Origin of the sequence: Phenylobacterium kunshanense (genome assembly GCF_003254525.1) — a bacterium.
Lineage (GTDB): Bacteria > Pseudomonadota > Alphaproteobacteria > Caulobacterales > Caulobacteraceae > Phenylobacterium > Phenylobacterium kunshanense.
In genome coordinates this window covers 169,345-190,316 of record NZ_QFYS01000007.1, presented here as the reverse complement: position 1 = coordinate 190,316, position 20,972 = coordinate 169,345, and the positions used below count along the sequence as shown (strand labels likewise).

The 20,972-nt window shown below is 68.7% G+C and carries 20 protein-coding genes and 1 pseudogene; 11 read left to right on the top strand and 10 right to left on the bottom strand.

All coding sequences use genetic code 11. The annotated features are described in order from the left end of the window. Positions 1-11 precede the first annotated feature (11 nt). From DJ019_RS20790 to DJ019_RS15910, 4 genes are all read right to left on the bottom strand, one after another. Positions 12-659, bottom strand: coding sequence for a nucleotide synthetase (locus tag DJ019_RS20790; protein WP_133255317.1), 648 nt, complete (start codon positions 657-659; stop codon positions 12-14). A gap of 9 nt (positions 660-668) precedes the next feature. Further along, a complete protein-coding gene (locus tag DJ019_RS15920; protein ID WP_111277048.1) occupies positions 669-2,309 on the bottom strand; it encodes a toll/interleukin-1 receptor domain-containing protein in 1,641 nt (546 codons plus the stop codon). A gap of 116 nt (positions 2,310-2,425) precedes the next feature. Beyond that, positions 2,426-3,661 (bottom strand): acyl-CoA dehydrogenase family protein, encoded by a 1,236-nt coding sequence (locus tag DJ019_RS15915; RefSeq protein ID WP_111277047.1) that lies wholly within the window; start codon positions 3,659-3,661, stop codon positions 2,426-2,428. Positions 3,662-3,747: 86 nt separating this feature from the next. Continuing rightward, on the bottom strand, positions 3,748-3,966 hold the full coding sequence (locus DJ019_RS15910; protein ID WP_111277046.1) for a hypothetical protein: 219 nt from the start codon (positions 3,964-3,966) through the stop codon (positions 3,748-3,750). An 89-nt stretch (positions 3,967-4,055) separates the two neighbouring features. Between DJ019_RS15910 and DJ019_RS15905 the strand changes: the two genes are divergently transcribed. Then, a complete protein-coding gene (locus DJ019_RS15905) occupies positions 4,056-6,140 on the top strand; it encodes a beta-glucosidase (protein WP_111277045.1) in 2,085 nt (694 codons plus the stop codon). Here the strand turns inward: DJ019_RS15905 and DJ019_RS15900 are convergent, their stop codons facing one another. The 3 genes from DJ019_RS15900 to DJ019_RS15890 are packed head-to-tail and all read right to left on the bottom strand — an operon-like array spanning position 6,141 to position 8,938. Next, positions 6,141-6,572: an ester cyclase gene (locus tag DJ019_RS15900; protein WP_111277044.1), complete on the bottom strand. Its 432-nt coding sequence runs from the start codon at positions 6,570-6,572 to the stop codon at positions 6,141-6,143. It lies immediately after the preceding gene. Further along, on the bottom strand, positions 6,572-7,594 hold the full coding sequence (locus DJ019_RS15895) for an aromatic ring-hydroxylating oxygenase subunit alpha (RefSeq protein ID WP_111277043.1): 1,023 nt from the start codon (positions 7,592-7,594) through the stop codon (positions 6,572-6,574). Before DJ019_RS15895 ends, DJ019_RS15900 begins: the two co-directional genes overlap by 1 nt. 27 nt (positions 7,595-7,621) lie before the next feature. Beyond that, positions 7,622-8,938, bottom strand: coding sequence for an amino acid permease (locus DJ019_RS15890; RefSeq protein WP_111277042.1), 1,317 nt, complete (start codon positions 8,936-8,938; stop codon positions 7,622-7,624). 110 nt (positions 8,939-9,048) lie between these two features. Here DJ019_RS15890 and DJ019_RS15885 point away from each other — a divergent pair, with 110 nt between their 5' ends. From DJ019_RS15885 to DJ019_RS15865, 5 genes are all read left to right on the top strand, one after another. Further along, the gene (locus tag DJ019_RS15885; RefSeq protein ID WP_111277041.1) at positions 9,049-9,423 is read left to right on the top strand and encodes a BlaI/MecI/CopY family transcriptional regulator; all 375 of its coding nucleotides are present in this window, start codon (positions 9,049-9,051) and stop codon (positions 9,421-9,423) included. Continuing rightward, positions 9,413-10,321, top strand: coding sequence for a M56 family metallopeptidase (locus DJ019_RS15880; protein WP_111277040.1), 909 nt, complete (start codon positions 9,413-9,415; stop codon positions 10,319-10,321). Before DJ019_RS15885 ends, DJ019_RS15880 begins: the two co-directional genes overlap by 11 nt. 106 nt (positions 10,322-10,427) lie before the next feature. Further along, on the top strand, positions 10,428-11,261 hold the full coding sequence (locus DJ019_RS15875) for a M56 family metallopeptidase (protein ID WP_111277039.1): 834 nt from the start codon (positions 10,428-10,430) through the stop codon (positions 11,259-11,261). 22 nt (positions 11,262-11,283) lie between these two features. Beyond that, positions 11,284-11,826, top strand: a complete 543-nt coding sequence (locus DJ019_RS15870; RefSeq protein WP_111277038.1) for a hypothetical protein — start codon at positions 11,284-11,286, stop codon at positions 11,824-11,826. 60 nt (positions 11,827-11,886) lie between these two features. After that, the gene (locus DJ019_RS15865) at positions 11,887-12,918 is read left to right on the top strand and encodes an amidohydrolase family protein (protein WP_111277037.1); all 1,032 of its coding nucleotides are present in this window, start codon (positions 11,887-11,889) and stop codon (positions 12,916-12,918) included. Here DJ019_RS15865 and DJ019_RS15860 read toward each other — a convergent pair whose 3' ends face one another. Then, entirely contained in the window at positions 12,919-13,494 is a 576-nt protein-coding gene (locus DJ019_RS15860; protein ID WP_111277036.1) for an LOG family protein, read from the bottom strand. 184 nt (positions 13,495-13,678) lie between these two features. Between DJ019_RS15860 and DJ019_RS21425 the strand changes: the two are divergent. The 3 genes and pseudogenes from DJ019_RS21425 to DJ019_RS15850 all read left to right on the top strand — a co-directional run. Then, positions 13,679-13,876: pseudogene (locus tag DJ019_RS21425) on the top strand (cold-shock protein); the annotation flags it as partial. A 237-nt stretch (positions 13,877-14,113) separates the two neighbouring features. Continuing rightward, positions 14,114-14,311, top strand: coding sequence for a cold-shock protein (locus tag DJ019_RS21420; RefSeq protein WP_240606517.1), 198 nt, complete (start codon positions 14,114-14,116; stop codon positions 14,309-14,311). 110 nt (positions 14,312-14,421) lie between these two features. Next, positions 14,422-14,931, top strand: a complete 510-nt coding sequence (locus DJ019_RS15850) for a hypothetical protein (protein WP_111277034.1) — start codon at positions 14,422-14,424, stop codon at positions 14,929-14,931. Here DJ019_RS15850 and DJ019_RS15845 read toward each other — a convergent pair. Then, positions 14,928-16,040 carry a phosphatidylinositol-specific phospholipase C1-like protein gene (locus DJ019_RS15845; protein WP_111277033.1) on the bottom strand — a complete coding sequence of 371 codons (1,113 nt, stop codon included), beginning with the start codon at positions 16,038-16,040 and terminating at the stop codon, positions 14,928-14,930. The two genes, DJ019_RS15850 and DJ019_RS15845, sit on opposite strands and share 4 nt — an antisense overlap. Before the next feature lie 180 nt (positions 16,041-16,220). On the opposite strand from DJ019_RS15845, the gene DJ019_RS15840 reads away from it, so the two are divergent. Next, the gene (locus DJ019_RS15840; RefSeq protein WP_111277032.1) at positions 16,221-17,828 is read left to right on the top strand and encodes an EAL domain-containing protein; all 1,608 of its coding nucleotides are present in this window, start codon (positions 16,221-16,223) and stop codon (positions 17,826-17,828) included. A gap of 184 nt (positions 17,829-18,012) precedes the next feature. Next, entirely contained in the window at positions 18,013-20,028 is a 2,016-nt protein-coding gene (locus DJ019_RS15835; RefSeq protein ID WP_111277031.1) for an elongation factor G, read from the top strand. A 73-nt stretch (positions 20,029-20,101) separates the two neighbouring features. On the opposite strand, the gene DJ019_RS21235 is transcribed toward DJ019_RS15835, so the two are convergent. After that, positions 20,102-20,917 (bottom strand): PEPxxWA-CTERM sorting domain-containing protein, encoded by an 816-nt coding sequence (locus tag DJ019_RS21235; protein ID WP_205854182.1) that lies wholly within the window; start codon positions 20,915-20,917, stop codon positions 20,102-20,104. Positions 20,918-20,972: the final 55 nt, after the last annotated feature.

The following is a 20,972-nucleotide window of genomic DNA, read 5'->3' as shown; positions in this document are numbered from 1 at the left end:
TTTCAAAAATATTAGATGACACGCACGACCGAATTTGGGCGCGAGGCCTTCTGCAAAATACGCAACTTCGAAGGAAAGTCTTCACCTCCCACCTCAGGAACATCTGGATCTATGATTATTTCGACCCAGCGCCGGTCTTCTTGTTGCAGCTCGAGATGGAAGTTGAAACTCTGGACGGCGTGTGGATTCGGAAGCGCGGGGCGATTTGCGACAGAGAAGTACGCGATTTTGCACCCAGCGGGAAAGATATCGACGGGCTCGCCGTCTTCATCTACGTGCCAGGAACCCCAGTTTGAATCGCCGTAGTCGCCCTTGGCTGTGATCGCCGGCTTTCCCTTACGAAAGCGCCAAGCCGTGTCGGTATCAAGTACGATCACAACATTTGCAGGTGCGTCCACCGGAATGCCCAGCGCGCGCGGTCGCTCATCGCTAGGCTTCTTTATTGTTACGGGCTTCGGATGAGGGTCTTTCAGAAGATTTTTGAGGAATTTTCTGATATCATTTTCATGATGAATTTCTGCGTCAGACAGATTTATATTCCATATATTTCCTTCGTTGAAAAACGACAATCTAACTAGAATCGTATAATCTGGGACGAAGTCAGCTTTTCGTTCTAGATGATAGAAAACTTCGCCGGCGATTTCACAATTCTCGCTCATTGTGCTCTCCTATTTTTGCGACACATATCTATTGCTTAGCGGCGCAGACTTCTTTCGCGCAGACCTGTCTTTCGATGTATTTTCGAAGTACTGCAGCGCGACCTCAAGGCGATCGCGTTGCTCGGCCCAGTCCGCGTTTGCAGGATCATGGGCAAGTAGAGCATCGATTTCCTGTCGCGCTGCTAGTACGCGCCTGTGAGCTCGTTGCCGCTCTCCCAGCCGAACCTCCAGGCTGGAGAGCTCGCGCTGCAAAACCAACCAAGTCGACTCGAGGCGCATATTGTTTGGATCTGAGTCTAGCGCAGCCTTCAGGAGGCGCTCTTGCTCGGATCGCTCAGCAAGCGCGTTCTGGAGATTGCCAGAAGCTGAAAACGCCTGTGCCATCCACGCGTGACGATTAATCAGATCTCGCGCCACCGTCCGATCGGCAGGTGACAGATCCGCCACCCGCTTCATCACAGCCAGTGCAGCCTCGCAGTGTTTCAAGGCGTCTGCGACAACAGCGGGCTTCTTCAATGCGAGCGTGCACAGGTTGCCCTCTGCATAGGCAAGTTCTCGAAGGTACTTAGGATTTTGGCTGGCTACGCTGACCAGTTGTATCGCCATCAGCCTGTAGCGTCGCCACGATGCGTTAGCTGCTACTCGATCATCCCTGCGGTAGGCATGGTATCCAAGCCAATATTCACTCTGGCCATGCGCCCAGATTCGAGCTGGATCCTTCGGTGCGGCATCCAGCTGCGCCTCGGTGATGCTCCCCGCAGTTCTGAATTTGCCGAACGCGGCCTCGTCATCACCCCTCGACAGGTCATCTTCGCCCATCGCCATGAGGATACGCGCATAACGGGCCTGCCCCTCGCCAGAGAGGCGCTCCACATTCTGCCGTGCGTAGTACTCCAGCGTCCGCTCGTTGACCGCTGTGAGCACATCCAGCCGCCCCACGCCTTTCAGCCGGTCTCTGAGATCGGTGAGCATGAACTCGACCAGAGCCTCCGCCTCGGCGCGCTGGCGCTGGGCCTCCGCCCGGGCGATCAGCGCGTATGTCGTCAATGCGGACAGGACTACGCCGGCCGCCACCGCCGCCCCCGTGACGGCCATCACGCCGCGCAGGCGGCGCTGGGCGTCGCGCTGGATCAATTCGTCGAGGCCAAGGCCCAGGACCCCGGCCACCAGCTTCAGCAGGGCCAGGCGCGGCCCGTCGCCGGTCTGCCGGAAGTCGGCCGCCAGGGGTTCGGCACGGGCGTCGCCGGTCATGGTCAGCGGGGCGGGGAACGCCTCGGCCGGCTCTCCGTCCGCCAGCGCCGCCAGGACGGGACGGTCAGGATGCAGTTCGCGGAACAGCTCTATCTCGCGCGCGACCCAGGGCGAGGCGGCCGCGTTGGGCGTACAGACGACGATCAGGGCTCCGGAGTTCGCCAGCGCTTCGCGGATCTCGGCCGTCAGGTCGTGGGCGGCGGACAGCTCCTCGCGGTCGCGGAATACGGGCGCCACCCGCTTCGGCGTTGTCCCTCTCGCGGTGACCCGCCCCACGAGCCGCCGCGGCACGGCATAGCGTTCCAGCCAGCGGTGAAGCCGCCGGCCGAAGGCCTGGTCTCTATGGCTGTAGCTGACGAAGGCGCGATAGCGCGCCTCGCCAGGTGTCCGCTCTTCCACGGCCCTGTCCCCGAACGCCGCTCGGCGAACGGTGCCAGAGGTTTGGGTGGCACACAACGTATTCGCGCAGGTTTGCGACCTGCGCGCGTTACGCGACGCTCAGCGGGCGACTCAGGTCAGAGCAGGTCGCCGCCCGCCGCGCCGGCCGTGGTGCCGGTGGCCTTGAACGCCTTCAGCACGTTGCGGCCGACCGTCCAGCGGTGCACCTCGTCCGGCCCATCCACCAGTCGCTGCGACCGGATGTGGGTGTACCAGGCCGCCAGCGGGGTATCGCGGCTGTAGCCCAGGGCGCCGTGCAGCTGGATGGCCGTGTCGACCACGTGGTGGACCATGTGAGCCAGGTAGACCTTGGCGATCGAATTCTCCTGCCGCATGTCCAGGCCCTTCTCGGCCTTGAACGCGATGTGCAGCAGCATCAGGCGCGAGATGTAGAGCTGGCTCGCGCACTCGGCGAGCATGAACTGGACGGCCTGACGCTCGGCCAGCGCCTTGCCGAAGGTCTCGCGGCTGGTGACATGCTCGGCGGCCATGTCGAGCGCGCGCTGGGCCATGGCGATATTGTGCATGCCGTGGCGCAGGCGGCCGTAGGCCAGCCGGTGCTGGCCCATGTCGAAGCCCCGCCCCTCGCCGCCCAGCAGGTTGTCGGCGGGCACGACCAGGTCCTTGATCTCCACCTCGGCATGGCCACCGCCCATTATGTGCGACAGCGGGCTCTCGGCCGCCATGGTCGGGATGTCGCGCACGATGCGGTAGCCGGGGTTCGGCAGCTCGACGATGAAGGTCGAGAACTGCTGGTGGCGCGGCGCGTCCGGGTCGGTGCGGGCCATGACGACGGCGATGTCGGCCGCCGTGGCGGCCGACGAGAACCACTTCTCGCCGTTCAGGACGTAGTTCTCGTTGCCGTCCTTGACCGCGACGGTCCGCATGCCCGTGGCGTCGGCGCCGGCGGCCTTCTCGGTCATCGAGTAGCAGACGCGCTTCTCACCGTTCAGCAGCGGCTTGAGGAACTTCTCCTTCTGGTACTCGGTGCCGTGCGCCAGCAGCGTCAGGATCGTGGCGTCGTCCGGCCCCTGGCTGTTCATGCTGAGCGCGCCGAGGTGGCTCTGGCCCAACTCCATCTGCACCAGGGCGTTGGCCAGCGGGCCCAGGCCCATGCCGCCGTATTCCTTCGGCACGAAGGGAAGCCACAGGCCCTGGGCCCGGGCCTTGGCGCGCAGCTCGGCCAGGACAGTCTTGTAGCTCTCCTTGTCGACCAGGCGCTTCTCGGCCGGGATGCACTCGTCATGCACCCACTGGCGGACCCGCTCGCGGATCTTCTTCGCCTCTTCCGGAATCTCGAAGTCGATGGCCACGGCTTAGCCTCCCTACTGCTCTTTCGAATTTCGGGGAGCGTGCGGCGGCGCCGTGGGGGTAGGCAAGCGGTTTGAGACGGCCGCGCTCAGGCGCGCAGGGCTGTCTCGGTCGCTTCCATCTCGCCCTGGATCCAGTCGTGGCCGGTGGTGACCATCACGCCTTCCAGCGCGCTGATGTGGCCCTTCAGCCGCTCACGGATATCGGGCGGCACGTCCGCGCGTGTCGCCATCCAGCGGGCGATCTGGTGCACGGCGAAGGCTGTGTGGAGGGCGAGACGATCGCGGTCTTCGTCGGAGAGCTTCATGGCAGGCTCCGTGGCTGACCCGACGACCATAGCAGCCGTCGCGGCCGGGTGGCAGAGTAGCGTCAACGAACAAACAGGGGGGAAGATCAATGGCCGGTGATCCCGACGCCCGCGCCGCGGCGCTGCTGGACCGGATGAGCCTGGATGAGCAGATCGCCCTGCTCCACGGCCACATGCCGCTGGTGATGAAGCCGCGTCCGCAGGGGGTGCAGAAGAGCGCCGGCTGGGTGCCCGGCCAGGACCGCACCGGCATCCCGGCGCTGCACGAGACCGACGCCAGCCTCGGCGTCTCGGCCGCCGGCCGGCGCGACGACCCAGCCACCGCCCTTCCCGGCGGCCTCGCCCTCGCCGCCGCCTGGAGCCCGGAACTGGCGGAGGAGGCCGGCGCCATGATCGCCGGCGAGGCGCGCGCCAAGGGCTTCAACGTGCTGCTGGCGGGCGGCGTGAACCTGACCCGCGAGCCGCGCTGCGGCCGCAACTTCGAATACCTGGGCGAGGATCCGCTGCTCGCGGGCGTGCTCTGCGGCGCCTCGATCCGGGGGATCCAGAGCCGGCATATCGTCTCGACCATCAAGCACTTCGCCCTGAACAGCCAGGAGACGGGGCGGATGGTGCTGTCGGCCAATATCGACGAGGCGGCGTTCCGGGAGTCCGATCTGCTGGCCTTCCGCATCGCCATCGAGATCGGCGATCCCGGCTCGGTCATGTGCGCCTACAACCGCGTCGGCGGGACCTACGCGTCCGAACACGCCTGGCTGCTCACCGACGTGCTGCGCGGCGACTGGGGCTACAAGGGCTGGGTGATGTCGGACTGGGGCGCGGTCCACAGCCTGGCCGCCGCGGGCGCGGGCCTGGACCAGCAGTCCGGCCAGGAGCTCGACCCCGAGGTGTTCTTCGACGAGCCGCTCAAGGACGCGGTGGTCGCCGGCGACATCGGCCAGGGCCGGGTGCGTGAGATGGCGCACCGCACCCTGCGGGCCATGTACGCCTGCGGACTCTTCGACCACCCGGTGTCTCCGGGCGAGCCTGATCTCGCGTTCGGCGCCCAGATCGCGCGCAAGGCCGCCGAGGCGGGGATCGTGCTGCTGAAGAACGACGGCGGCCTGCTGCCGCTCACCTCGCCGAAGCGGATCGCCGTGATCGGCGGTCACGCGGATGTCGGCGTGCTGTCGGGCGGCGGCTCCTCGCAGGTGATCCCGAAAGGCTCGACGCGGTTCGATCCGCCCGCCAACGCGCCGCGCTGGTCGGCCGGCGTCATCTACCATCCCGACCCGCCGCTCGCCGCCATCCGCGATCGTGCAAAGGGCGCGGAGGTGATCTTCGACGACGGGACCGATCCCGCCCGCGCCGCCGCCGTGGCCGCGACCGCCGACGTCGCCGTCCTGTTCGCCGTGGAATGGGCGACCGAGGCGCTGGACACGACCCTCGCCCTCCCCGACGGCCAGGACGACCTGATCGCGACCGTGGCCGCCGCCCAGCCGGCCACCATCGTCGTGCTGGAGACCGGCAACCCGGTGTTCATGCCCTGGTTGGACGCCGTACCCGCGGTGCTGGAGGCCTGGTACCCAGGCTCGGAAGGCGGCAAGGCCATCGCGGCCCTCCTGTTCGGCGACGCGAACCCTTCAGGCCGCCTGCCCATCACCTTCCCGGCTTCGACCGACCAGCTTCCTCACCCGATGCTGCCCGGCTCGGACCTGCCGATCGTCAACGAGCGCGGCGACACCCCGCCCTTCGACATCGACTATGCGGAGGGGGCCGACGTCGGCTACCGCTGGTTCGCCCGCAACGGCGCCGAGCCGCTGTTCCCGTTCGGCCACGGGCTCACCTACACGACCTTCGCCTACGCCGACCTCGCGGCCGACGGTCTGGGCGTCAGCTTCGACCTCGCCAACACCGGCGACCGCGCGGGGACGGAGGTAGCCCAGCTCTACCTCACGGCAGCGCCGGGCCGGACGCAGCAGCGGCTGCTGGGCTGGGCGCGCGTGAACCTGGCGGCGGGCGAAAGCCAGCGGGTGACGATCACGGCCGACCCGCGCCTGCTGGCGGACTGGGACGCTGCGGCCCACGCCTATCTCGTGCGCGGCGGCGCCTACGAGGTCGCCGTGGGCCGCAGCGCTCGGGACCTTCTGCTCACCGGAACCCTGCAGGCCGGACCGCAGAACCTGGGCGCCTGATCAGGCGAGGCCGAGGGCGCGGGCGACGGCGCCCTGGTCGAAATAGGGCCGCTCGCAGACGATCCTGTCCGAGCCGGGCGCGAACTCGAAGCTGGCGGCCATCCGCACCCGGAAGCTGCGGCCGGTCGGCTCCACCGTCCCAGTCGGCAGGCGCAGCGGCCCGAGATGGGTTCCCGTCAGCCAGAACTCCACCAGCACGGTGTCCCCGTCGTGGGCGATGGCGATGATCTCGTTGCCCTGGTCCGGAAACGGCGTGCGCGACGCGGCGAAGTACCGGCGCACCGCCTCCTCGCCGTCGAACACCGCACCCGAACCGTACATCTCGTAGCGTGGGTGGGCGAAGGTGGCGATCACCGCGTCCCAGTCGTTCTCGCACTCCAGCCGCATGTGGTCGCGGACGGTCTGGAGACGGCGCTCGGCCAGATCGCCCACTACGCCACCGCCGTCAGCTTCGGCGGCGTCGGAAGGCCGAGGCGCTCGGCGATCCGATCCTGGAACCAGGCCACGCCGACCTCGTGCTTCGGCGACAGCACCCCGCCCTGGTAGACGCCCACTTCGAGGTTGCGCTGCACCTCCTCGCAGACCTGCAGGTCCTGGGCGGTGACGAGGTCCGAGAACTTAAGCATGTCGACCAGCTCGGCCTTCCGCTCTGGCTTGTAGAAATAGAAATAGTCCAGGCGCGTCATCGACGGGCCCAGGGCCGTCATCCGTTCCATCATGTAGCCGTGCCGGTAGACGTTGACTCCCAGGTTCGGCCACAGCCATCCCCAGACCCCGCCATAGACGCTGGCGTCCCGCGGCGGCGCGGCCGCGAAGACCACCTCGCCGACCACCTCGGTCCGGTACTCGGCCACCACCACGTCGCTGTCGAACTCGGGATGCACCCGCTCGATGTGGTAGCCCTCAAGATAGTTCTCGACGTAGGTCTTCCAGTTGCAGGCGATCTGATGGGTCCGCTTCTCGACGAGCGGCAGCGCCGACTGGTCCTCGGGCCAGCGCGCGGCGAGCGGGGCCACCAGATCGGACAGCGGCTCGGCGGCCAGGTCCAGGTTCACGAAGACCAGCCCGCGCCACGTCTCCACCCGGATGGGAAACAGCCCGTACTGCCGCGGATCGAAGCCGGCGGCCTTGCCGAAGTCGACCGCGCTGCGCAGCCGCCCATCCAGCGCATAGCGCCAGCCGTGATAGCGGCAGGTGAACGCCTCACCGCAGTTGCCCTGGCCGTCGGCCACCAGCGCGCCGGCCCGGTGGCGGCAGACGTTGTGGAAGGCCGAGAGCTCACCGTCCGTCTTGCGGACCACCACCACCGGCGCGCCACCGACGACGTCGGCGATGTAGTCGCCGGCGCCGGCCAGCATCTGCACGTGGCCCACGAATTGCCAGCTTCGCCGAAGGACGGCCTCACGGTCGCGGCGCAGGGCGTCCTCGCCCCGGTAGAGTTCGACGGGCAGCATCCGTTCCTCCGCTGATCCGTCCGGAACCTAGCCCCGCCGCAGGCGCGCGTGAAGCAGCCCCGCCGCGACGACCGGCAACAGAGACAGGCCCAGCTCCACCGGCTTCCCTTGGGCGATGAGCGCCAGGCTGAAGGCGATGGCGAGGAGCGCCACGGCGACGGCGGCGATCCGTCCCCGCATCGACAGCCTTCGGCTCAGCCGCAGCAGCGACCCCGCCGCAAGGATGTAGGTGTAGAGGCACAGGAGCGAGACGGCGTTGATGATCGTCGTGAACTGCTGGCCCAGGTCCGGGCTGGCGGTTACGACCGCCACCACCGTCATCAGGCCGCCCGCCCCGAGCAGGCTGGCGGGTGAGGTCCGCTCGCCCGGACGGGTGCGGAACGCGCGCCAGAAAAGGCCCTGGTCCGCGGCGCCGCGGGACGTCTCGGCCATGACCAGCGTCCAGCCGGTGACCCCGCCGGCGGTGCGGAGGAAGGTGCACAGCGCGATCGCCGCGCCCAGCGCCGCGCCCAGCGTCGCGCGGGCGACATCCGCGAACGGCGCCGTCGAGGCCGCCAGCTCCCGTGCCGGCAGGATCCCCATCATGACGGTCGTGGCCGAGATGTAGAGGACAGCGGCGCCGCCGACGCCCAGCAGGGTCGCGCGCGGCACGTTTCGCGTCGGGTCACGGACGACGCCCGCCGTCGCCGCCGCGCACTCCATGCCCAGGAACGCCCAGAACGCGTTCAGCGCCGAAGCGCCGACCGCCTCGCCAAGGTCCTGACCCGTCGGATTCCACGACGCGAGGAATACGTCCGCCCGGAAGAACCACCAGCCGGCCGTCGCGGCGAGCACCACCGGCAGCAGGCCCAGCGCGAGGGTGAGCGCCTCGGTCCGCGCCACGACTCGGGGACCGATCCAGCTCAGCGCCACCGCCACCCAGATGACCGCCACCGTGACGGCGAGGCGGGCGGATGGAGACGATAGTCCCGGGATCAGGAAGCCCAGGGCGCCCGTCGCCGCCACCGCGATCGCAACCGTGCCGACCCATAGCGACGTCCAGTAGAGCACCGCGGACTGCACCCCGGCCAACCGGCCGAGCCCCGCCTCGACATAGCCCGGCAGGCCTTCCGCGTCGGAGACGATGCGCCCCAGGCCGACGAAGACCCCGGCGATCGCCAGCGCAGCCAGGGTGGCCACCAGCCAGCCGAGGATCGAAATGGAGCCGATCGCCCCCATGGTCGCGGGCAAGAGATAGACGCCCGAGCCCACCATGGAGCCCATCACGATGGCGGCCGCGCCGAAGACGCCGATGGAGCCATGGCGCGCTGCCGCAGGCGCCGCACCCGTCGTCGACTCGGTCATTTTCCGCCCCCTCGCCACACGCTAGCCACGGTGTCGCTGGAACGTCCACGCTGTTGCGCTTGACCTCTGGGATTACAGGCGTAACGTCCGCAGAGAGCTACGGGTGTAAGATGTCGAAGATCTCCGGCGCCGAGAGCCAGATCATGGAAGCCCTCTGGGACCGGGGGCCGCTGACGGCCGAGGAGCTGGTGCAGACGGTCGGGCCGGCCCAGGGCTGGGGCGAGGCCACGGTCAAGACGCTGATCAACCGGCTGCTCAAGAAGAAGGCCCTCGCGTCCGAGCGCACCGGCGGCCGCGCGCTCTATCGCCCCCTGGTCACCCGCGAGGACTACGTCACCGGAGAAAGCCAGGGCCTGCTGGACCGACTGTTCGGCGGCCAGGTCGCGCCCCTCGTGGCGCACTACGCCCGTCACCGGGCGCTGTCGGCGGACGAGGTGGAGCGCCTGAAGAAGCTCATCGCGGAGTTCGAGCCCGATGACGACTGAGGTCCTGTCGGCGATCCTGCGCGCGAACCTCGTTGGGGCCGCGGCGATCCTCGCGGTCCTCCTCCTGCGCCTGCCGATCCGACGGCTTTTCGGGCCGGAGGTGGCCTATTGGCTGTGGTGCGCGCCGCCACTGGCCGCGTTTGCGACCCTGCTGCCGCCGCGGACGGAAGATGGCGCCGCGGCCCGCAACGCTCTGGCCGCCGCAGTCGACCCCGTTTCCGCGCCCGCGTTGCTCGCCTGGACCCTTGGCGCCGCGGTGGTCGTCACGCTGCTGGTACGGGCGCAGCTCCGGTTCATGGCGTCGATGCACGCCGGGTGTGGCGGTCCGGCGGTGGTGGGCGTGATCTCCCCACGCATAGTGATGCCCGCCGACGACGGGACCTACGATGACGAGGAGCGGGCGCTGATCCGCGCCCATGAGCGGGCGCACGTAAGCCGCCAGGACCCGAGGGCCGGCGCCCTGGCGTCGCTGCTGCAGGCGCTCTGCTGGTTCAATCCCCTGGCGCACGTCGCCGCGCATGTGATGCGTCTGGACCAGGAACTGGCCTGCGACGCGGCGGTGCTCCGCTGCCGGCCGTCGGCTCGCGCCCTCTACGCCCGCACGCTGCTCAAGACCCAGCTCGCCAGTCAGGCCCTGCCCTTCGGCTGCTACTGGCCATCGAGGGGCCTGCATCCGCTGGAGGTGCGGATCGGCATGATGCGCGACGCCCGTGTCCACGATGGACTGGTTGGACCGCTGCTCATCGCCACCACCCTGGCCCTGTGCGCCTACGCCGGCTGGCGCGCGCAGCCGCCCGTGCCTCGTCCCGCCGCCCTCGTGGAGCATTGGCGCGTCAATGCCGGGGGCCCCACCATGTCGGTCCTGCTCATCGACGCACCCCGGCAGGCCGACCGCTAGGACGGCGGCTGGCGATTGACATATAATCTTACAATTGTAATCTGACTGCGGCGGGCAAATCGGCGAAATCTTCGAAGCCGCGTCACACTGGGGGAGATTGCAGGCGATGGCTGACTTGCTGCACGCGGCCCTGGGGCTGACGCCGGCCTCGGCGCTCACCGTCGCCTTCATTGGGGCGAACCTCGCGGCGGCTGGAGCCGTGATCGTCGTTCTGGCTGTCCGCGGAGTGACGCGGCGCGTGTTCGGAGCGGCCGCCGTCTCCGATCTCTGGATCGCGCCGCCGCTGTCCTTCGCGCTGGTTTTCCTGATTGCGCTGATCCCCGGCGACTCCGAAAGCCGGTCCGCCGCGGCGGGCCTTGCGCTGCGACTGCCCGACCTGACACCGGTTGCGGCCACCTGGGCGGCGGGTGCGCTCGTGATGGCGCTACGCCTCGCGATCGCGCAGGCCCGCTTCCAGGCCGAGGTCCGCGCAGGGCGGGCCGGACCTGCGGTCGTCGGCCTGATCTCGCCGCGGATCGTGCTGCCCTCCGACGACGGCCGATACACTGCCGAGGAGCGCGAACTGATCCGCGCCCACGAGCGCGCCCACGTGGCGCGCAAGGACCCGCGCTCGGCGGCCGTCGCCGCGTTCTTCCAGTGCCTGTGCTGGTTCAACCCGCTCGCTCACCTCGGCGCGTTCGTGATGCGGCTGGATCAGGAGCTGGCCTGCGACGCTGCCGTGATCATCAGGCGCCCGCACGCCCGCGCGCTCTATGCCCGGACCTTGCTCAAGAGCCAGCTCGCGCCCCTGCCACTGCCCTTCGGCTGTTACTGGCCGGCCCGCGGCCAGCATCCGCTCGAGGTGCGGATCGGCCTCCTGAAGCCGCGGCCAGGCCAGGCCGCGGCGCGGACCGAGGGCGGGGTCGTGGTTGCGCCGCCCGTCGAGGCCATCCGGCCCTGACGACCCAAGGAAGGAGCCTGTCATGGGCAACCCGCCGACGCGGGCGCGAGGGCTTGCGCCCGCCCTGCTCCTGCTTCTCGTCCTGACCGGATGCGACGGGGAACCTCGGGAGCGCCGGATCGCCGCCCATCAGCAGTTGGTCGATCCGCCAGCGCTCTGGAAGATCGAGAGCTACGATCACTATGGCCGGGTCTCGGGCGTGCTCCAAGTCTGCGCCGACCGCACGGTGCGCGAAGGCTTTGGCCGGGTCGGGCCGGAAGTGAACGGCCAGCCATGCGTCAACCTCAGGGGCGGCGTCGAGCGGCAGGGCCTGTACGCCGTGCGCTGCCAGATCGCGGGCCGGCGTTACGGCGTCACGGTCAACCGGACCGGCGATCCCGAGCGGAACTTCACCGCCACCATCGCCGTAACGGCCCTTGACGGCTCAGGCCTCGGCGCGCGTCAGGTCCGTCGCTTCGTGCGGCAGGGCGCGTGCCCGACGGGCTGGACCATCGGCGACCAAGCGCGACTTGGCGCGCCCCGGGGCGAGAACGCCCTCTCCGGCGCATGGGGCCATTCGCGATAGCTGGGTTGAGCGCCGCACCGTCAGGCCGCTAGCTTGTCGTCAACGACAAGAGGAAATGTCATGCCGGAAGCCATTCTCGATCCTGAGCTGCCGATCGTCGACCCGCATCATCACCTGTGGGACCGGCGCAGCTACGTCAGCCCGGGCGGGGAAGAGCATCCATTCATGACGGCCATCGAGCCTGCGAAACGCTATCTGCTCGACGAGCTGATGGCGGACACCGGATCCGGGCACAACGTGGTCGCCACGGTCTTCGTCGAGTGCGGAGCCTTCTACAAGGCCGACGGGCCCGTCGAGCTGCGCCCTGTCGGCGAGACCGAGTTCGTGAACGGTGTCGCGGCCATGAGCGCCAGCGGCCTCTATGGCTCATTCCGCGCGTGCGCCGGCATCGTCGGCCGCACCGACCTGCTGATGGGAGACGCGGTCAAGCCGGTGCTGGAGGCCCATATCGCGGCCGGCGGCGGCCGTTTCCGCGGGATCCGCAACAGCGCCTCCTGGGACGCCGACACGGAAGTGCTGGGCCCCCTTCACCGCGTCGAGGCCGGCCTCTACCGACGCGCCGACTTCCGGGCGGGCTTCAAGCACCTCGCTCCGCTGGGGCTGTCCTTCGACGCCTGGCTGCTGGAGCCGCAGCTGGCGGACGTCATCGACCTGGCGCAGGCGTTCCCCGAGACGACCATCGTTCTCGACCACGTCGGAACGCCACTCGGCCGTGCGAGCTACGAGGGAACGCGGGCCGAGCGGTTCCCGCTGTGGCGAGCCGACATCAGGGAGCTCGCGAAATCTCCCAACGTGATGGTGAAGCTGGGGGGGCTGGCCATGGCGTTCTGCAACTTCCCCTCATTCCTCGCCGAACCCCGGGCGTCGTCCGAACAGCTCGCCAACGAGTGGCGGCCCTATATCGAGACCTGCATCGAGGCTTTCGGCCCAGACCGCTGCATGTTCGAATCGAACTTCCCCGTCGACATGGGCAGCTGCGACTACGCCACGCTCTGGAACGCCTTCAAGCGGCTGGCCGCGGGCGCCTCGGCGGAGGAAAAGTCGGCGCTGTTCTCCCAGACGGCCAAGCGGGTCTACCGCCTCGACATCTGATCAGGGCTTGTTGGTCGACCACTTCGGCGGCGGCGCGACATAGCCCCGGAAGCGCTCCAGCGCTTCCGCCGTGCCGTCCGCATACACGAGCATGTCGACGTAGGGCTGGGCGATGAACCCATTGTCGGCCATGTGCTGGATGGTCCGACGCATCAGATCGTAGTAGCCGGCGACGTTCACGAAGCCGCAGGGCTTGGCGTGGATGCCGAGCAGCGCCCACGTCCACTGCTCGAAGATCTCCTCGAAAGTTCCGGGGCCGCCCGGCAGGCAAAGGAACGCGTCGGAGAGCTCGGCCATGGCCAGCTTGCGCTCGTGCATTGAGTTCACCACACGCAAGTCGGTCAAGCCGCGGTGAGCGATCTCCTGGTTCACCAGATCCTGCGGCATCACGCCCGTCACCCGGCCGCCGGCCGCCAGCGCCGCATCCGCCACAGCGCCCATCAGTCCCACCTTGCCGCCGCCGTACACCAGCGTCAGGCCCGCCTCGGCGATGAGGGTTCCGCAGCGGATCGCCTCGTCCATGAACCTCGGATCGGCGCCGGGAGACGAGCCGCAGAAGACGCAGATGCTGTTCACGGGGAGTCCTGCCGCGCATGCCGTCGAAGGGGCGCTCCCATAGTCCGAACGGGTTCCCGTGTCACGAGCGCTAGTCTTGCTCGAATTCCCTCGCTACAACTTCGTTCACGGCTCGTCAGGCAGATTGGCCGGGCGTCGGCCTGTGGGCGACGTACACTTCGATTCTCGGTTGGGTTACGACGAAATGGCGAGCGGCACGGTTAAGTGGTTCAACACGGCTAAGGGGTTTGGATTCATCCAACCGGACGACGGCGGCGCGGACGTCTTCGTTCACATCTCGGCCCTGAACCAGGCGGGGCTCGACGCCCTGGGTGAAGGCGACAAGGTGGAATACGAGCTGGAGCAGGATCGTCGCTCCGGCAAGCTGGCGGCGACCCAGATCGTCGTCACCGAGCAAGGCGTCCCTCAGCCGCGTCGCAGCGGCGGCGGCGGCTTCGAGCGTGGTGATCGCGGCGGCTACGGCGGTGGCGGTGGCTACGGCGGCGGTGGCGGCGGCTACGGCGGCGGCGGTGGTGGCTATGGCGGCGGCGGCGGCTTCGGCGGCGGTCGCGACCGTGGCTTCGGCGGCGGCGGCGGCGATCGCCCCCGCGGTACGGTCGCGGGCTCCGGCTCCGGCCAGGTGAAGTGGTTCAACCCCACCAAGGGCTTCGGCTTCATCAAGCCTGATGGCGGCGGCCAGGACATCTTCGTCCACATCTCCGCGGTCGAGCAGGCCGGCCTGTCTGGCCTGAATGAAGGCCAGACGGTCAACTTCGACCTCGAACAGGATCGCCGCAGCGGCAAGACCTCGGCGACCAACCTGAAGGTCACCGGCTAAGAGACCTGGAGGGCCCGCTTCGGCGGGCCCTTGTTTCTTTCGGGGCAACCCGCGTGCGTGCGGGGCGTTGAGGACGCTTGATCGAGGACGGACCTCGAGGAGCGTCACCAATGCGTATCCTGTTGCCCCTCCTGCTGTGCAGCGCAGTCGCCGCGCCTGCGGCCGCTTTGGCGCAGGACTCGCCTGGCTTGGCGCCCCTGCCGGCGATCGAACCCACGGCCCCTGCCCCCGCTCCCCTGACGGCCAAGCCGCCGCCTGCTCCGGTTCAGAGCGCCGCCGAACCTGTCGCGACCGAGGCGCCGACGTTGGTCGCGCCGGTGCTGGTGGAAAAGCCTGAGAAGGAAGGCCTGGGCGAAAAGGTCGGCACGGTGGTCGGCGGTGTCGCCGGCGGCGCGGCTGGAGCCGCCGTAGCGGGGCCCGTGGGGAAGTTCGCCGGCGGCTTCCTCGGCAAGAAACTGGCCAAGGGCCTCTTCGGCGGCGGCAAGGACGGCGTCCCGGAGGTCTCGGTGGCCGAGGCCGCGCCATCCGCGGACACGGCCGCTCGGCCGGCCGTGGCCTCACCGGCGACCGCCCCGCCCCTCGCACCGTCGGCTACCCGCAAGGGGGACGCTACGCTCTAGTTGCCCGCGCGCCACATTGGCCTGCCGGACGGGGAACGCCGAGCCACACCGCCGCCAGGCAGGCTCACGGAATAGCCCCCGAAGCGGAGGTCCGGCCGCATGTAATCGGTTGATACGTATTGCGCGCCGGAGGCGAAGGCGGCCTCCTGCCGGCCCGTGTCGTTCGACCGCGCCTCGACCGTATCCGCGTCCGCTCGGGTTCGAACGATCAGCCCCGCCCTCACCGCCGCCGCGATCCGCTGGGCCTGCTCCGCCGGCTCATTCAGGGTGATGTATGCGGCCGCCGGCGAGCCCTCCTCGGTGTTCACAAAGGCCACCCGCCCCTCGAGCGACCGCCGATCCCCCCGGTAGCGGGCCACCTGCTCGGGCGTGCAATCGCAGGCGAACATGATCCGCCCTCGGGCAGCCTTCAGGCTCGGCCAGCCACCGGCCGCCACCGCCTCGCGCAGCGTCGCGTAGCGGCCCTGCACCTGGTCGGGTGTGATCAACTCGCCCTCTCGGAAGACCGAACGGATTTCGGTGTCGATGGCGTCCATGGCGGTTGCGTCGAACGCGGGCGGCGTCACGGCGCCGGGCAGTTTCACCCCCTCTTCCTTCAGATTGAGGAGGATCAGGATCGGCAGATGATCCCTGTGGGCGCGCGACCAGGCGCGGAGATCATCGAGACATGCGACGAAGGTCTGGCAGGTCGATCGATAGTCGACGTCGGGAACGTGGAGCACCTTGAGCCCGGGCCGCGCCAGCGCAGCCGTGTCGTAGGGAACCGCCGCCGCGCCGGCCATGCGGCGCCCGAGGGGTGTAGCGAACGCGCCGCCGGTCGGATCGTTGACCAGATCCAGCTCGAGCTGGCGCGCCCCGGCGTCGAGTTGCTCGCGAAGGGGCGGGTGGGCGTAGTCCAGCGAGTCCGCGGCCTTCGGATTGGCGGCCCGCAGCAGCGCCATCTCGTTCGGCGCGATGGCCATCTTGTAGCTGTTGTGGGTGCCGACAGCCTGAATGGCGTTCATCGGCAGCGCATCGACTGCGGCGCGCGTGCAGTCCGACCGGCCCGACGGCGCCTCCAGGTCGCAGGCCGAGGAGACGGCGGCGACGGCGAGAATGATGGCGATCATCGGCTGATTCTACCTCCCCCGGGGCGACGATCGAATGACGCGCCCGGCATGCCGTCAACCCACTCGCGCTCCCGACTGGGCCGCAAGCTCGAAATGGGTATCCGAGCCGGCCAAGCCGTTAGAGTGACACGGGTTTTTAAGGGCGGCCGGCGCAGATTGGCCCGCAGGGAGAAACGTTCTTTGTCGCCGCATCGGTTTCTGGGCTTTGGCTTCGCCGCCGCCGACCTCCTGCTGGAGATCGGAGACGATGGGAAGGTCACGTTCGCGCTGGGAGCCGGCGAGTCGGTGCTTGGCGCGCCGGACCGGGCTCTGGCCGGCCGAACCTGGCAGTCGCTCTTCGATGTCGACGACCACCCGATGGTCGAGGCGATGTTCCGCGGACTCGACGATGGCGCCCGAGCCGGGCCGGTCGTGCTGAAGGTCGCGGGCGACGAGGAACGGTCCGCCAATCTCACGGCCATCCGCCTGCCCCAGAACAAGGGCGCGATCTCCTGCGCGCTGTCGAAGGCCGCGCAGCGTGGGGCCGCCGGGCTGCAGAGCCGCGAAGACTTCGAGGCCCGGGCCGCCGAGCTGCTGGCGGGCGCGACCCAGGAGCTCGAACTGGCCTTCGTGGACGTCGTGGGCCTTTCGCAACAGAAGGCGGGATCGCCTGACGCCGCGCGCGTGGATGCGCTGCTCGCCGGCGCCCTCAGGGCGCAGGCTTACCGGGGAGAAGCCGCCACCGAGGTCGGACCGGATCGGTACGCCCTGGTCCGGGCCGCCGATGAGCCCGCCGCGGCGCTGATCTCGCGGATCAGCCGGGTCCTAAGCGACGTCGGACTGGAGAAGATCGCGCCCACGTCCGCCGCCATGCCGCTGACGGGATCCGTGCGGCCCAAGCAGGTCGCGCAGGCGCTGCGCTTCGCCTTGAACCAGGTGCTCCGCGAGGGCTTGAAGAAGCCTCTGCCCAGCAGCCTCTCGAACGCGCTGGAGCAGGCCCTGCAATCCACCTTGAGCAATGCCGGCGCGCTGGGAGCCGCCATCCGACAGCGGCGCTTCAGTCTCGCCTATCAGCCGGTCGTCAACCTCAGCGACGGCGCTCTGCACCACCACGAGGTTCTGGTCCGCTTCGGCGCCCAGGGCAGTCCCTTCCCGACGATCCGCATGGCTGAGGAATTGGACCTGATCGAGCCGCTCGACGTGGCGGTGCTCGAAGAGACGCTGAAGGTGCTGGCGAGCGATCCGACCCTGACCCTGGCGGTGAACGTATCCGGCCGCAGCGTGATGAGCGAAGCCTATGTCAGCCGGGTCGTGGATCTCCTCCGAAAGAGTCCGTCGATCAAGGGGCGGCTCATGTTCGAGCTCACCGAGAGCGCCGCCGTCGAAGACCTCGGGCTGGCCGACCGTCATATTCAGGCCCTGCGCGCGGCGGGCTGCGAGGTGTGCCTGGACGATTTCGGCGCCGGCGCGGCGTCGCTCGCCTACCTGCAGCAACTCACCCTCGACCTCCTGAAGATCGACGGCCGCTACATCCGCGACCTGCAGCACGGCGGTCGGGAGGCGACGTTCGTGAAGCACCTCGTGAACATGTGCGGCGAGCTGAAGGTCCGCACCCTCGCCGAGATGGTGGAGACGCCCGAGGCCGAGGAGGCGGTCCGCAAGGCCGGGGTCCACTACGCTCAGGGCTGGCTCTACGGACGCGCCACCGAGAAGCCGACCCCCACCCTCGACGCCGCGGTCGGCCGGCGCTTCCGTGAGGGCGCGCTGTCGATCCGGACGGCCCATGACCGCCAGGCGCCCTGGGGCTGAACCTTCGCTCGACGCTCACGACTTCTTGAGCATCCCGGTCCCCGCACCCGGGCGTAGGGTTCTGTCAGAAGGGCGGCGTCGACCGGCCCTGTATCCGGTCTCTGGCCGCCCATAACCGCGCTTCCGGCGCTCGTCTCTCCCGATCTCGGGCGCCTTGAGCGCCAGCGGTGATGGGAGAAACTCCATGGCAATCCGAGATGCGGGGTCGGTTCGGGCGCTAGCGCTCGTCGGCCCCACCAGCGCCGGCAAGACCGCCCTAATGGAAGCCCTGCTGGAGGCGGCCACCGGCCAGGCCGTCCGCCCCGGAGAGGTCGGGGACTCCAGCCCGGAAGCCCGGGCGCGCGGCCATTCCGTCGAGCTGAACCTCGCCGGGTTCGAATTCCTGGGCGATCGCTACGTGGTCGTCGACTGCCCCGGATCGCTGGAGTTCTGCGCCGAGATCGATCCTGCCCTGCCGGCCATGGACCTCGCCATCGTTGTCGCCGAACCGGACCCGGCGAAGGCCGCGCTGCTGCAACCAACCCTTCGGGAGCTGGAGCGGTTGGGCGTGCCGCACGCCCTGTTCATCAACAAGATGGACCAGGCCCGGGGCGGCCTCCAGGACCTGCTGGACGCCCTGGCGCCCGTCTCGTCCGCTCCCCTCGTGGCCCGCCAGATCCCCACGTGGAAGGGCGACCGCGTCGCCGGCTACATCGACCTCGCGCTGGAGCGGTGCTTCGTCTATCGGCCAGGCAAGCCGTCGGAGCAGGTCGAAATCCCCGGCGAGCTGCAGCAGGAAGAGGCGCAGGCCCGGTTCCACATGCTGGAGCAAATGGCCGATTTCGACGACGAGCTGATGGAACAGCTTCTGTCGGACGTGACGCCCAGCCGTGACGCCGTCTTCGCCGACCTGGTGAAGGAGCTGAACGATGGAGCCATCGTGCCGGTGTTCTTCGGCTCGGCCCAGAACGGTTTCGGCGTCCGCCGGCTGCTGAAAGCCCTTCGCCACGAGACGCCGGCGGCGTCAAAGGCCGCGGACCGCCTCGGCGTCACCCGGGGCGCATATGTGCTGAAAACGGCCTATGCCGGCCAGTCGGGGAAGCTCGCCTATGCGCGGGTCTTCGGCGCGAAACTCACGGATGGCGCGGAACTCACCCTCCCCGACGGCGCGAAGAGCCGCGCGGGCGGGCTCTCGCAAGTGCAGGGGGCGGCGCTGAAGAAAATCTCGGAAGCGTCGGTGGGCGACATATGCGCCATCGGGAAGGTCGAGGCCGCCGCCGCCGGCCAGATCCTCTCCACCACCGGCCAGCCCCAGGCGGTCAAGGCCGCCGCCAGGCCGCGCCGGCCGCTGTTCGCCGTCGCCCTGATGGCCCGGAACCGCAATGACGACGTTCGCCTCTCGGGCGCCCTTGGCAAGCTGGTCGAGGAGGATCCTGGCCTGTCGCTCACCCACGACGCCGAGCAGCGGCAGGTGTTGCTGGCCGGCCAGGGTGAGGGCCACGTGCGGCTCGCGCTCGAGCGACTGAAGCGACGGTTCGGCGTCGAGATCGACACCGTCCAGCCGAAGACCCCCTACCGGGAAACGATCGGTCGCGGGACCACGCACAGGGCGAGACACAAGAAGCAATCCGGCGGCCATGGCCAGTTCGCAGATGTGAGCATCGAGGTCCGCCCCCTGCCCCGCGGGTCGGGCTTCGTGTTCCAGTCGAAGGTGGTAGGCGGCGCGGTGCCGAGGCAATGGGTGCCGGCCGTGGAGATGGGCGTCCGCGACGGCCTGCAGAAGGGGCCGCTCGGCTTCCCCGTCACCGACCTAGAGGTCACGCTGGTCGATGGGATGACACACAGCGTCGACTCCTCCGAAATGGCCTTCAGGACCGTGGGGCGGCTGGCCATAGACGAGGCGTTGAAGGCGCTGGGCACGGTCCTGCTGGAGCCGATCGAGAAGCTGACGGTCTATTCGCCGTCTCCCAGCGCGAGCCACGTCACCTCGGCGCTCACGGCCCGTCGTGGACAGATCCTGGGCCTGGGCCCGCGCGAGGATTGGCGAGGCTGGGAGCGCATCGAGGCCTACCTGCCACAGAGCGAGCGCCAGGACCTGATCGCGGAGTTGCGCGGGCTTACCCAGGGCCTGGGCGCCTTCGAGGCCGACTTCGACCACATGAGCGAACTCCATGGGCGCCTTGCCGAGGAGGCGGCTCAGGGTTCCAGGGCTGCTCAATAACGAAAAGGGGTTCCGGACCAGCGTCCGGAACCCCTGTGTTCGTGCCGCGCCAACTGTGCGTCGGCGTGGTGGATCAGCCGGCCAGGACCGCCCGACGCTGGCGCCGCAGGGCCGTGCCGGCCGCACCGAACCCGGCGATCAGGAGGGCCCATGTGCCCGGCTCCGGCACCGCCGTGTTCTCGATCGGCCAGCCGATGGCGAAGGTCTGGTGCTGCGGGTTCCGCGCCTGGTCGGTGATCGTGTAGACGCGGTCGTTGGCGTCGGCCAGGCTGGTGTAGTTCCCCGTCTTATAGGCGTTGAAGTAGCCCTGATACGTCGCGAACTGCGATGCGTTCAGGTTGTTGCTCAGCACCGAGATCGTGCGGTTCGGGTTGGCCACCTGCCAGATGGCCGCCTGGATCGCCGCCGTCCGCATCGCGGTGTCATAGTCGTTCGGCTGAGCTTGGTGCAGCAGCCAGCCCGTATCCACCAGATTGGTGAGCGCATCGATCTGCGCGTTGCTGAGCTGGTTCGCCGGGGCGACGGGGCCATAGTTGGTGTAGAGCGGCTGACCAGGATCGCCGTAGGTGGACGTATAGGTGTAGTTCAGCGTCTGGTTGATCGAGATGTTATGGAAGATGTCGATGCAGAAGCCATAGATGTAGTAATCGTTGGCATTGTACTGCGCCGCCGTTCCGTAGTCGTTCACCCGGAATGTCACGCCGTTCGAATAGACCTGACCGACGCCAGAGATATTGGCGCGGAACGTCGTGTTCATCGTCGCATACTCGACGTAGATGTTCTGCGCGGCCGAAGCGGGCATCGCCGCGCCTAGAACCGTGGCCGCCACGGCCGCCGCCGCGCCCGCCAGGGCCTTGGGCCCGACCTTCATCGATTGGATCTTGAACACAACAGCCCCTTCGCCGACTTGCGAGCGTCCCCCCGGACGCGCCTCAGTCCGCCTT

Excerpts from the sequence above, each read along its gene's own strand:
- DJ019_RS15870 (WP_111277038.1), top strand. The coding sequence starts at position 11,284 with ATGGGCAACCCGCCGACGCGGGCGCGAGGGCTTGCGCCCGCCCTGCTC.
- DJ019_RS15885 (WP_111277041.1), top strand. The coding sequence starts at position 9,049 with ATGTCGAAGATCTCCGGCGCCGAGAGCCAGATCATGGAAGCCCTCTGG.
- DJ019_RS15890 (WP_111277042.1), bottom strand. The coding sequence starts at position 8,938 with ATGACCGAGTCGACGACGGGTGCGGCGCCTGCGGCAGCGCGCCATGGC.
- DJ019_RS15875 (WP_111277039.1), top strand. The coding sequence starts at position 10,428 with ATGGCTGACTTGCTGCACGCGGCCCTGGGGCTGACGCCGGCCTCGGCG.
- DJ019_RS15850 (WP_111277034.1), top strand. The coding sequence starts at position 14,422 with ATGCGTATCCTGTTGCCCCTCCTGCTGTGCAGCGCAGTCGCCGCGCCT.
- DJ019_RS15845 (WP_111277033.1), bottom strand. The coding sequence starts at position 16,040 with ATGATCGCCATCATTCTCGCCGTCGCCGCCGTCTCCTCGGCCTGCGAC.
- DJ019_RS20790 (WP_133255317.1), bottom strand. The coding sequence starts at position 659 with ATGAGCGAGAATTGTGAAATCGCCGGCGAAGTTTTCTATCATCTAGAA.
- DJ019_RS15835 (WP_111277031.1), top strand. The coding sequence starts at position 18,013 with ATGGCAATCCGAGATGCGGGGTCGGTTCGGGCGCTAGCGCTCGTCGGC.
- DJ019_RS15910 (WP_111277046.1), bottom strand. The coding sequence starts at position 3,966 with ATGAAGCTCTCCGACGAAGACCGCGATCGTCTCGCCCTCCACACAGCC.
- DJ019_RS15865 (WP_111277037.1), top strand. The coding sequence starts at position 11,887 with ATGCCGGAAGCCATTCTCGATCCTGAGCTGCCGATCGTCGACCCGCAT.
- DJ019_RS15905 (WP_111277045.1), top strand. The coding sequence starts at position 4,056 with ATGGCCGGTGATCCCGACGCCCGCGCCGCGGCGCTGCTGGACCGGATG.
- DJ019_RS15895 (WP_111277043.1), bottom strand. The coding sequence starts at position 7,594 with ATGCTGCCCGTCGAACTCTACCGGGGCGAGGACGCCCTGCGCCGCGAC.
- DJ019_RS15880 (WP_111277040.1), top strand. The coding sequence starts at position 9,413 with ATGACGACTGAGGTCCTGTCGGCGATCCTGCGCGCGAACCTCGTTGGG.